At 43.8% G+C, this 11,458-nt stretch carries 11 protein-coding genes; 9 read left to right on the top strand and 2 right to left on the bottom strand.

The features are described from left to right. Window positions 1–46 precede the first annotated feature (46 nt). The 3 genes from fliD to fliT are packed head-to-tail and all read left to right on the top strand — an operon-like array spanning window position 47 to window position 2,280. Window positions 47–1,483: a flagellar filament capping protein FliD gene (gene fliD, locus AM629_RS08950; RefSeq protein ID WP_054478157.1), complete on the top strand. Its 1,437-nt coding sequence runs from the start codon at window positions 47–49 to the stop codon at window positions 1,481–1,483. A 12-nt stretch (window positions 1,484–1,495) separates the two neighbouring features. Next, window positions 1,496–1,906 (top strand): flagellar export chaperone FliS, encoded by a 411-nt coding sequence (gene fliS, locus AM629_RS08945; protein WP_054478154.1) that lies wholly within the window; start codon window positions 1,496–1,498, stop codon window positions 1,904–1,906. Then, complete coding sequence (gene fliT, locus AM629_RS08940) at window positions 1,906–2,280, top strand: flagella biosynthesis regulatory protein FliT (RefSeq protein ID WP_054478149.1); 375 nt, start codon at window positions 1,906–1,908, stop codon at window positions 2,278–2,280. Before fliS ends, fliT begins: the two co-directional genes overlap by 1 nt. Window positions 2,281–2,673: 393 nt before the next feature. Here fliT and AM629_RS08935 read toward each other — a convergent pair whose 3' ends face one another. Both AM629_RS08935 and fliE read right to left on the bottom strand, forming a co-directional pair. Then, window positions 2,674–3,453 carry a DUF2829 domain-containing protein gene (locus AM629_RS08935; RefSeq protein WP_054478147.1) on the bottom strand — a complete coding sequence of 260 codons (780 nt, stop codon included), beginning with the start codon at window positions 3,451–3,453 and terminating at the stop codon, window positions 2,674–2,676. Between the two features lie 720 nt (window positions 3,454–4,173). Continuing rightward, window positions 4,174–4,485 carry a flagellar hook-basal body complex protein FliE gene (gene fliE / locus AM629_RS08930; RefSeq protein WP_054478144.1) on the bottom strand — a complete coding sequence of 104 codons (312 nt, stop codon included), beginning with the start codon at window positions 4,483–4,485 and terminating at the stop codon, window positions 4,174–4,176. Window positions 4,486–4,769: 284 nt separating this feature from the next. Here fliE and fliF point away from each other — a divergent pair, with 284 nt between their 5' ends. The 6 genes from fliF to AM629_RS08900 are packed head-to-tail and all read left to right on the top strand — an operon-like array spanning window position 4,770 to window position 11,304. Beyond that, a complete protein-coding gene (gene fliF / locus AM629_RS08925; RefSeq protein ID WP_054478142.1) occupies window positions 4,770–6,473 on the top strand; it encodes a flagellar basal-body MS-ring/collar protein FliF in 1,704 nt (567 codons plus the stop codon). Next, window positions 6,470–7,462 (top strand): flagellar motor switch protein FliG, encoded by a 993-nt coding sequence (gene fliG, locus AM629_RS08920; protein WP_054478139.1) that lies wholly within the window; start codon window positions 6,470–6,472, stop codon window positions 7,460–7,462. Before fliF ends, fliG begins: the two co-directional genes overlap by 4 nt. Next, window positions 7,455–8,159, top strand: coding sequence for a flagellar assembly protein FliH (gene fliH / locus AM629_RS08915; protein WP_054478137.1), 705 nt, complete (start codon window positions 7,455–7,457; stop codon window positions 8,157–8,159). Before fliG ends, fliH begins: the two co-directional genes overlap by 8 nt. After that, on the top strand, window positions 8,159–9,526 hold the full coding sequence (gene fliI, locus AM629_RS08910) for a flagellar protein export ATPase FliI (protein ID WP_054478134.1): 1,368 nt from the start codon (window positions 8,159–8,161) through the stop codon (window positions 9,524–9,526). The genes fliH and fliI overlap by 1 nt, the downstream gene beginning before the upstream one ends. A 42-nt stretch (window positions 9,527–9,568) precedes the next feature. After that, a complete protein-coding gene (gene fliJ / locus AM629_RS08905; RefSeq protein WP_054478132.1) occupies window positions 9,569–10,012 on the top strand; it encodes a flagellar export protein FliJ in 444 nt (147 codons plus the stop codon). After that, window positions 10,012–11,304, top strand: a complete 1,293-nt coding sequence (locus AM629_RS08900) for a flagellar hook-length control protein FliK (RefSeq protein ID WP_054478129.1) — start codon at window positions 10,012–10,014, stop codon at window positions 11,302–11,304. The genes fliJ and AM629_RS08900 overlap by 1 nt, the downstream gene beginning before the upstream one ends. Window positions 11,305–11,458 lie beyond the last annotated feature (154 nt).

The following is an 11,458-nucleotide window of genomic DNA, read 5'->3' as shown; positions in this document are numbered from 1 at the left end:
ACCGATAACCGGTTCAATAAAGATTTACTAATAAAGGAGTCAATAAATGGCTAGCATTTCTTCATTAGGCGCCGGGTCGGGGATGGATCTGGGCTCTATATTGGATAAACTTCAAGCAGCAGAACAAAAACGTTTAGTACCGCTGACAGAGCAGCAAACCAGTTATAAAGGTAAGCTAACCGCTTTTGGTACATTAAAAGGCAGTTTAGAAAAACTGGAAACTGCGTCTGAATCACTGAAAAAGTTCGATAAACTTAACACAACCACTGCCAGCGAAAAACATGATGCATTCGTTGCCAGTACTGATTCTAAAGCCAGCCCGGGTAACTACAGTATTGAAGTTAAGCAATTGGCACTGGCACAATCATTACGGACAGAAAAAGTCAGTAATATCAAAGAGTATATGGGTGAATCTTTGGGTGAAGGTAAAACCCGGACAATTACCATTACTCAGCCTGGTGAAAAAAAGCCGATGAAAATCGAGCTGACAGACGGACAAACATCCATTCTTGAGCTCCGTGATGCCATTAATAAACAGGAAGGTAATGTCAACGCCAGTCTTATTAAGGCCAAAGATGGCGAAAACTATTTAGTGCTGACGGCTAAAAAAGCTGGCACTGAATCAAAGATGACAATCAAGGTTGAAGGTGACAATAAACTTGGTAAGTTTCTGAACTACACTCCAGGCACAGATGGCAATAAAGACACAGGTGCATTAATTCAAAAAGTTGAAGCAAAAAATGCAATCTTAAAAGTTAACGATATCGAAATTGAGCGTCAGACAAACCATATTACCGATGCACCCGAAGGCGTTATTCTGGATCTGAAAAAAACGACCGAAAGTAAAGATAAACCCGGGGTACATAAACCAGAAATTCTGGTCGTATCCCGTGATATTGAGCCGATGAAAGAGGCGATTAAAAACTGGGTTGATGCTTATAATGAATTACAAACGACGTTTGATTCACTGACCAAATTTAAGCAAGTAAAACAGGGTGAAGAGCCGTCGAAAGATAATGGTGCTTTATTAGGTGACAGCACATTACGCGGAATACAAAACCAGCTAAGAAGCCAGATTTTCAGCTCTCAGGCGGCTAATGATATTCCAACCCTGAATAAGCTAGGCATTAAACAAAAGTTTGACGGCAAACTGGAAATTGATAACGAAAAGCTGGAAAAAAATCTAAAAGAAAAGCCGACTAATGTGAAAGCGTTCTTTATGGGTGACGGTAAAAAAACGGGTTTTGCTACCCAGACACATAAGCTATTAAAAGATGCTCTGGATAGCCAAGGTACCTTAGTTACCGCGACTGATGGCATTAACAAGCGTCTAAAAACCCTTGAGAAACAAGTGGACAGGACGAAAGAGAATATTAACGAAACAATTGAACGTTATAAACGCCAATTTTCACAACTGGATAAAATGGTCTCTTCCTTGGGAAAAACCGGTAGCTTCCTATCACAATTACAGCAAATGAGATAATTAAAGGAAATTATGTATCAACGTTCGGCAAGTCAATTATATGCCCAGATAGATATGGAGAGCGAAATTATGAATGCCTCCCCCTATCAGTTGATTCAGATTTTGTTCAACGGGGCGCTTAGCGCCCTACGTCGAGCAATTATTCTGATGGAACAAGGTAATATCGCGGAAAAAGGTGCAGCTATTTCCAAAGCGATCAATATCATTGATAATGGCCTTAAACAGGGGTTAGATAACGAGAAAGGCGGAGAGCTGGCACACAATCTTGCTTCCCTTTACGACTATATGACCCAACGTTTACTCTACGCTAATTTACGCAATGATGAGCCAGCCATTACCGAAGTAATAAAGTTACTCACCGAGATTTCAGACGCTTGGCGGCAAATTGGCCCTCATTACAACGCCAGTCAGGATATTGTTTAATGGATAATAAAATGGATCTTTTGTCAGCTTACCAACAGATCCTAAGTTTAAGTGAGCAAATGCTTAATTTAGCTAAAAATGAAAAATGGGATGAACTTGTTGATATGGAAATCACCTACCTCAAAGCAGTAGAAGTGATCAGCCACTCTTCAATATCGTCGACGACTTCTCTTTCGTTACAGCAAAAAATGACCAACATTTTGCAGACAATTTTAGATAATGAAAATGAGATTAAAAAACTACTACAGAAAAGACTTGATGAATTAAGTAAACTCATCAAACAAGCAAGCCAACAGCAATTATTAAATGATAGCTACGGCCAATTCCCTGTTGAACCCTACCATACTATTATGAGTTCTACGGAACAAAAGTAATTGAGAAATAAAGGTGATGTACTCTCATCACCATTATTTACCCGTTTTGTGAGTTTGGTTTAGGATGTCTTTAAAACCTTGTAGTATCCCGGTCTACAAATCAGGATTGTCCTTCATCTTCATATTCTATCCCCATCACGACCAATAGGTATTATTGATTATTGAGCTGTTATATGTAGCCCTGTGATTTAAGTTGATTGTGAAAAATAAAAAGACCACGCAGGAGCGCAGCTTTGAATAATCTAGTAATACAAAAATTCCAGATATTTAGTTGTAAACTCTAAGTTTACTACTGATATATACGAAGAATCTCCCCAGTTGCCCGTCTCTTAACCAGAATTCTGACTAAGATACAGAGCATTTGCCAAGGTTGAAAAAAATTAGCTATATAAATTAATCATGCCAATTACAGTAGAAACGGAAGGTTTTACCTATTTGTTTTAACAGATTACCTACTTTCTCAGCTTCACTACTTTTATAGTATGGAGCATAACAAGATGACTCTTTTATATAATGTCCAAGATAGTATTTGGTTTCATCCACTGTAATTGTTAGTTTTTTACTTGTAACACTCGTTAGATGATCCTTGTGTATAGATAATTGGGTCAGATTTATATTTAATGTATATCCATAAATAAGATCTTCGCTTTCTTGCCAATAAAAACCACTAACAGTTTCATTCACACTGCTTATATTGTTTTCAATCGTAACTAAGTTACTATTACTATGATCCCCCCATTCTTTATAATATGATTCTCTTTTCAAAGTTTCATATGGCGTTGCATCGAAAACCAACATGTATTCATAAGGGACTGAAATATCAACATTTAATTCCCAATCACAAGCCATCATATCTTCTTGCGTTGGCTGCCACGGCACAAAATTACCGCGCTCATTGCGTAGATCAATATGCGTCAAATAATCATATTTAGTGCCAACGGCAACACCATCAACAGCGTAAGCACTGCCCTCTTCTACTGTTAAATCATTCACACGAGGGGTAATAGCCAAATACATCTTTTTATCACTCCAGACAGAACGAGCGACAAGTTTGCGTAGCTTTAATTGAATCAGAGCCCAAGAAAAAGAACCAACCGGAGCGACAACACTATGACATTCATATTGCTTAGGATCAAACGGACATTCATTTTCAGGTTTCATAACTTCAGACATATTATTTCCTTATATCTATAAATAATTAAAAATTAAACCACATGGTTTAACTTTTAATCTATTATTGAACAATCAGTAAATTTTGGTGAATTAAATGGAGCCAAAGCAAAAACTCAAGATTAAATTATAACAGGATATACCGCTCATTCTCTTTGTCGTTTTTTGATACTTATCAATAAGTTAAAGTTAATCTCAGAAATTAGAGTTGAAAGTTATTATTCGAAACCGTGAAACCTTAAATATTTTATTGACTATGAGTTTTACAACATTTAATTAAGTCGCTAACTACAACAAGCATTCAACCAAAACATACGGTAAAGTTGCAAATTCAGTTAACCGCAATAAACACGGCTAAAGAACCAGATGATATGAACGCTCCGAGTTGGAAACTTCATCCGCTAAAAGGGGCCGATTATAACAAAATAGGCAGTACTGAAATGTGAACAGAAATGCAATCTTAGTATGAGCTATGAATTGCCTCTCAACACAAAAGACCAGAAATAAGAAATAAAACCGATGAAATGTCCTGTTTGCAGCGCCGCAGAACTTATCCACGACACTCGCGATCTGTCTTATTACCTACAAGGGTGAAACTACAATTATTCCTGCGGAATCGGGACGTGTCATATGCGAAATGCGCGCATTCTCGAAGCAGGTCAACGCAGCTATTGTCGATAATATAAAAGGTTTATGACGATAGATATCAATAAATTAATATACCTACACCTGCATATTCATAATCTCCTGATAAGAAGCCACCAGCTTATTTTTTGCCTGAACGCCTATTTGCAAGGAGATACTGGATTTTTGCATATCCACCATCACATCATTCAATTCAACACCGGGTACACCCAGTGTAAAATCCTGAGCTTGTTTTGTGGCATTCAAACGTGTTTGGTTAATTTTACCAACAGCCGTTGCGAGTTGACTGGTAAATCCCCCCTGCAACGGTATTGGCTTTGCGATACTTGCCGCTTGTAACGCCTGAGCCTGCATCTGTTGCAGAACCCCTTCAATTGCCGGAATTGACATAAAAACCTCGTGTTAAACCACCCTATACCTTACACAATTCAATGCCATATTAACCCAAGATACATACGGCACATTTTCACGCTGCCACCCTAACATAGCCCTCTCAATCTAAAGCGGGTAATTAACGTAAAAAGTCAGGGCTTATTGTGCCATTAAAAGATGAGTGAACAGCGAATAATGACAAGACTGAAAATAGGAAGAATTCTTTCGCTTGCGTATAGGGAGTCTGTTTTGTTACGCCACGCTTTTAGTATTCATGTTGAACAGCAAGGCAAGGATCGTCTATGAGTACCGCAACAACCGACATTGAAAATCAAACTAATGGTTTCAATACGATTATTAATCGGATAAAAGCTGATCCTAAAGTGCCATTATTGGTTGCAGGCAGTGCAGCCGTTGCTATTGTCATTGCCCTTTTCCTGTGGTTACGCAGCCCCGATTATCGGGTGCTTTACAGTAATCTAAGCGATAAAGACGGTGGCGAGATTGTCACACAACTAACCCAATTAAATATCCCTTATCGTTTTGCCGAAAATGGCTCTGCTATCACGATCCCTGCCGAGCAGGTGCATGAGACGCGGCTAAGACTAGCACAACAAGGATTACCTAAGGGTGGAGCTGCTGGGTTCGAGCTACTCGATAAAGAAAAGTTTGGTATCAGCCAGTTCAGTGAACAAGTTAACTACCAAAGAGCATTGGAAGGTGAACTGTCACGGACAATTGAATCTTTGGGGCCTGTACAAAATGCTCGCGTTCATCTTGCGCTACCCAAACCTTCTCTGTTTGTTCGTGAACAAAAATCCCCTTCAGCCTCCGTTACCGTTGGGTTACTGCAAGGCCGTACATTGGATGAAGGCCAGATAAATGCCATTGTCCATATGGTTTCCAGTAGTGTTGCGGGGCTTCCACCGAGCAATGTCACCATCGTTGATCAAGCTGGGCGCCTATTGACACAAGCCGATGCCACCGGACGTGATCTTAATACCAGTCAACTAAAATACATTCAAGAAGTAGAAAACCGCTTCCAGCATCGTATTGAAGCTATTCTGGCCCCGGTTGTCGGTCGTGGTAACGTTCACGCCCAAGTGACTGCCCAGGTAGACTTTTCACGCCGTGAAGAAACTGCAGAAGAATACAAACCTAATCAACCGCCTAATCAGGCAGCGGTTCGTTCAAAACAGTTAAGTGAAAGTGAGCAGAGTGGTAGCCCCCGGATTGGTGGTGTTCCCGGTGCACTTTCTAATCAACCAAGCCCGCCACCGAGCGCGCCGATTGATAAACCCAATACCAAAGATAACAACAAAAACGACAAGAGCGATAAGAAATCATCATCCGCCGGTAACAGTAACGAGCGCATGGTGAACAGTAATCGCAATAACCGCCGTGATGAAACCACCAACTATGAAGTGGACCGGACTATTCGTCATGTGCAACAACAAGCAGGCGGTGTTGAACGCTTGTCTGTCGCGGTTGTCGTCAATTATGTCACTGTCGATGGCAAAAATGGCCCGGAGACGCAGGCGCTGACACCAGAACAATTAGCGAAGATAGAAGCGCTAACCCGAGAAGTTATGGGCTTTTCTAAAGAACGTGGCGACAGTTTAAATGTAGTTAACACACCATTTACTGAGAGCAAAGAAAATATCGAGGTTATTCCGGTATGGCAGAACCCTGTTCTATTGGAAAAAGCCTTTGATTTGGGTCGCTACCTGCTATTGATTCTGGTGGCATGGCTGCTGTGGCGCAAAATGGTGGTTCCTCAACTCGCTAAAAAACGTGCCGCAGAAAAAGCTGCGATTGAAGCACAAAAAGTTCAGAAAAGACAACCTACTGAATCCAATGCAGAAATGGATGAAAGAGCCCGCCAGAGACTGACGCGTCAACGGGTCAGTGCTGAAATTCAAAGCCAACGTATCCGCGAACTGGCAGAAAAAGATCCTCGCGTTGTAGCGCTGGTGATCCGTCAATGGATGAGTAACGAACAATGAGCCTAAACGGAACAGAAAAAAGCGCCGTCATGTTAATGACCTTGGGAGAAGATCAGGCGGCAGAGGTGTTTAAACACCTGAATTCCAGGGAAGTTCAGCAACTTAGTATTACAATGGCAGGCATGCGCCAGGTTTCCAACCAGCAACTGGTCGATGTACTGGCAGAATTTGAAGAAGATGCTGGCCAGTATGCGGCTCTCAGTATCAATGCCAGTGATTATCTGCGTTCGGTGTTGATTAAAGCACTCGGTGAAGAACGCGCCTCCAGCCTGCTTGAGGATATTCTTGAATCCCGTGAAACCACCACAGGTATTGAGACCCTCAACTTTATGGAACCCCAAATGGCTGCCGATATGATCCGGGAAGAACATCCACAGATCATTGCCACCATTCTGGTTCACTTAAATCGCGGACAGGCCGCCGATATTCTCGCGCTGTTTGATGACAAATTGCGTAATGACATCATGTTGCGTATCGCCACTTTTGGCGGAGTCCAACCGGCTGCGTTGGCCGAACTGACAGAAGTCCTTAATAACCTGTTAGATGGTCAGAACCTCAAACGCAGCAAAATGGGCGGTATTCGTACTGCGGCTGAAATTATCAACCTAATGAAAAGTCAACAGGAAGAGAATGTTATCGAAGCAATGCGTGCTTACGATAATGAACTGGCACAAAAAATCATTGATGAAATGTTCCTGTTCGAAAATCTCATTGATGTGGATGACCGCAGTATCCAGCGTCTGTTGCAGGAAATCTCTACCGACTCCCTGCTCATTGCACTGAAAGGCTGCAACCAGCAACTACGCGACCACTTCCTCAACAATATGTCTCAACGTGCCGCAGAGATTATGCGTGACGACCTGGCAAACCGTGGTCCGGTACGCATGTCTCAAGTGGAAAGCGAACAGAAAGCCATTCTGCTTATTGTTCGTCGTCTGGCAGAAAGCGGTGAGATTATCCTGAATGGCGGCGACGATAGCTATGTCTGATAAGTTGAACAATGCCGGCTGGCAGCCATGGAAACCCAATGAACTCACTCAGTGGGAGAAACTTCAGGCCAAACCAGAGCCTGTTGACGACTCACAGGAAACCGCTGAGCGTGATGACATCCTTCAGCAGGCAGCAATGCTGGATAACTTGAAAGAACAAGCGCGGCAAGCAGGCCATGAACAAGGATTCGCCGAAGGTCAGGTTCAGGGCTATGAAAAAGGCTATCAGACCGGCTTAGAAGCTGGTCTGGAACAGGGATTGCAGGATGCAAACCAGCAGCAACAACCCATCACAGAACAGTGGCAAAATATGCTGGCTGATTTCCAGCATTCACTTGAAGGTCTCGATACCATTATTGCATCCCGTTTGATGCAACTATCATTGACCGCCGCAAAACAGATCTTAGGACAACCGGCGATTTGTGATGGTACTGCCCTGCTCAATCAGATCCGTGAATTTATCCAACAGGAACCGATGTTCAGCGGTAAACCACAACTCCGGGTTCATCCACAAGATCTTCCAATGGTTGAGAAGCAACTGGGAAATACGCTCTCACTACACGGTTGGCGTTTACTGGCAGATAACAAACTGCACCCTGGTGGTTGCAAAATCAGTGCAGATGAAGGCGATTTGGATGCCAGCCTGGCTACTCGCTGGCATGAATTATGCCGGCTGGCAGCTCCGGGAGAATGGTAATGACGGCAAGACTCGGACGTTGGTTAGCAACACTGGATGCTTTTGAGCAGAAGCTAGAGAAAACTTCACCGGTTCGTCGTTATGGGCGTCTGACCAGAGCAACGGGGCTGGTCATGGAGGCAACAGGCTTACATCTGCCGCTGGGAGCGACATGTCTGATTGAACGGCAAAATGGCGGCAATATTGAAGAAGTTGAAAGTGAAGTCGTTGGTTTTAATGGTGACAAGCTTTTATTGATGCCTCTTGAAGATTTGGAAGGTATTGTACCCGGCGCCCGTGTTTATGCCCGCCCGTACAGCGGCGAGGATTGCAGTGGTGGGCGCCAGTTACCGCTTGGCCCAGAACTACTAGGGCGGGTGTTGGACGGTGCTGGCCGCCCACTGGATGGATTTCCATCACCAGATACCGGCTATCGCGCTCCACTGACCACACCACCAATTAACCCTCTGCAACGCACCCCGATCAGTGACGTACTGGATGTCGGAGTACGGGCGATCAATGCCCTACTCACAGTAGGTCGTGGACAGCGTATGGGGTTGTTTGCCGGTTCCGGGGTGGGTAAAAGTGTTCTTCTTGGCATGATGGCGCGCTATACACAGGCAGATGTGATTGTCGTTGGCTTAATCGGAGAACGTGGCCGCGAAGTTAAAGACTTTATTGAAAACATCCTTGGTAAAGCCGGTTTAGCCCGCTCAGTAGTCGTCGCCGCGCCTGCCGATATCTCACCTTTATTGCGAATGCAAGGCGCATCCTACGCGACCCGTATCGCAGAAGATTTTCGTGACCGGGGTAAGCACGTATTACTGATTATGGATTCATTGACCCGCTACAGTATGGCGCAACGCGAAATTGCCTTAGCCATTGGTGAGCCACCGGCAACCAAAGGCTATCCCCCTTCTGTTTTCGCCAAACTTCCGGCGTTGGTCGAACGTGCAGGAAATGGCGTTAATGGTGGTGGCTCGATTACTGCGTTCTATACCGTACTGACCGAAGGTGATGATCAGCAAGACCCAATAGCCGATGCGGCCAGGGCTATTCTGGATGGTCACATTGTGCTTTCCCGTTCGCTCGCAGAATCAGGCCACTACCCGGCAATTGATATTGAAACCTCTATCAGCCGCGCCATGACGTCACTCATTGATAAACAACATTACCGGCAGGTACAGCAATTCAAACAACTGCTCGCAAGTTATCAGCGTAACCGTGACCTCATTAATGTTGGCGCCTATGCCGCAGGTAGTGATCCGCTCCTGGACAAAGCGATTGGACTTTATCCCTACATGGCGCAATTTTTACAACAGGATATTGACGAACGTAGTGAATATGCAGCTGCCTGTACTCAACTACAACAGTTGTTACCTGTGTAACGTAATGATTTTCTATCTGTTGTCATTAAAGCGAGGAATAAGATGCAGCAACAATCACCTCTCATAACCTTGCGTGAACTTGCACAAAATGCGGTGGAAAAAGCAGCCACTCACCTTGCACAGGTTCGTCAAAACCATCAGCAAATGGAGCAACAACTTGCAACATTGATAGGTTATCAAGATGAGTACCGAGTACGCCTGAACGACACACTCAGTAGCGGTATGCCATGTACAACCTGGCAAAACTATCAGCAATTCATGAAAACGCTGGAAAAAGCGGTTGAACAGCACAAATTGCAACTCAATCAATGGCAACAACGGCTTGATACCGCTTTATTACAGTGGCGGGAAAAACAGCAGCGTCTCAATGCCTTTGATACTTTGCAACAGCGGGCGGATAACAACCGAAGATTACATCAGAACCGAACGGAGCAAAAACAAATGGATGAGTATGCCCAACGTAGCGCACAATGGAGAAATAAATAATGAATATCACTCTTTTGCCTGCTGACCTGAAATCGGCAGAAAACCCGCAAATGTACAGTGATTCACTCACTGACTCCGAGCAACCTTCGGCTTTTGCTCAATTGCTTAATCTGGAAACCGAACCGGCACAGAAAGGTATGATTAAACCGGGAAAAATATCATCTAAAGAAGGAAAAGAGATCACGGATGATACCAACAACGATTTATCACCTTTATTATCTATTTCCCCTGAAATACCAACGGAATCTATTAACTCCTCACTGATTCCCCTTGATGTAAAAGTAGAAGTAAACAAACAGCCAGTTCTTGTTGATGAAAAACTCATGTCAGCAGAAGCATTGGCGGCAAGTTTACCCGTACAATTATCCGGGTTAGCTATCAGCTCAGAAAACCAGAAAAGTAGCCTCCTCCAGCCCGACGGACTTATCAAGCATAATGATAAAAACCGTCAAATTACTGCTAAAGAATTAGTTGTTACGGGCTTATCGACTGAGGAAAATCCTCTGACAACGATTCCAGAGCAGCTAAAACAGGAAGAAGAAAAGGCGGAGGTGCTTTTTAAAATCAAGCCTGAAAACGGACTGGTGCAACATTCTCCAGTAAAATCCAAGCTTGCCCCGGCAACTATTCAGCACGGAATTCAACCTGAAAGTACAACGCAAAATCATCCACGTGAATCCGTACTGATTCAGACCACCACTCAAGCTGAGATCCAGCCCGCGCCGACCGCCACTGAAAATCAACAAACCGGGCAAATCTCCGCTGTAACAACCTCTCCCCTGCTCTCTGCAGGGCACAATCAGACAACACAGTTTCAATTATCCAGTGCTTCAACACCTTTACTGAATGCTCAGTTGGGTAGTGAAGAGTGGCAGCAACAATTAAACCAGCAAATCATGCTGTTTAACCGCAACGGCCTGCAACAGGCAGAACTACGCCTGCATCCACAAGAACTGGGTGCATTACAAATTCGTATGTCTGTTGAAGATAATCAGGCCCAATTACATCTGGCATCGGCTCACAGCCATGTCCGGGCTGCGCTAGAAGCGGCATTACCTAGCCTTCGTCATGCTTTAGCAGAAAGTGGCATTCAACTGACTCAAAGCAGTATCAGCAGTGACAGCTCCAGCCCGTGGCAACAAGAACAACGGTCTGGTTCACAAAATTCCGGCAACGGCAGAGACCATAACGCTAACACCTCACCAGAAACCCTTGTTGCTACCGAATCCACCATAAATTTAACACCTCATCAACTGGCATCAGTCCGGGGAGGTGTAGATATTTTCGCCTGATGGTGGAAAGTATTTATACCCAATAGATTTCAAGTTGCAGTGCGGCGGCAAGAGAATGCATCCCCAGGAGCATAGATAACGATGTGACTGGGGTAAATAAAAGCAGCCAACAAAGTAGCAACTTGAAAAATGAAGGTTATCAACGAGGTTCATA

Origin of the sequence: Photorhabdus heterorhabditis, assembly GCF_001280945.1 — a bacterium.
Lineage (GTDB): Bacteria > Pseudomonadota > Gammaproteobacteria > Enterobacterales > Enterobacteriaceae > Photorhabdus > Photorhabdus heterorhabditis.
Note: the sequence above shows the minus strand (reverse complement) of the source record. Positions and strands in the feature narration are given on the sequence as shown.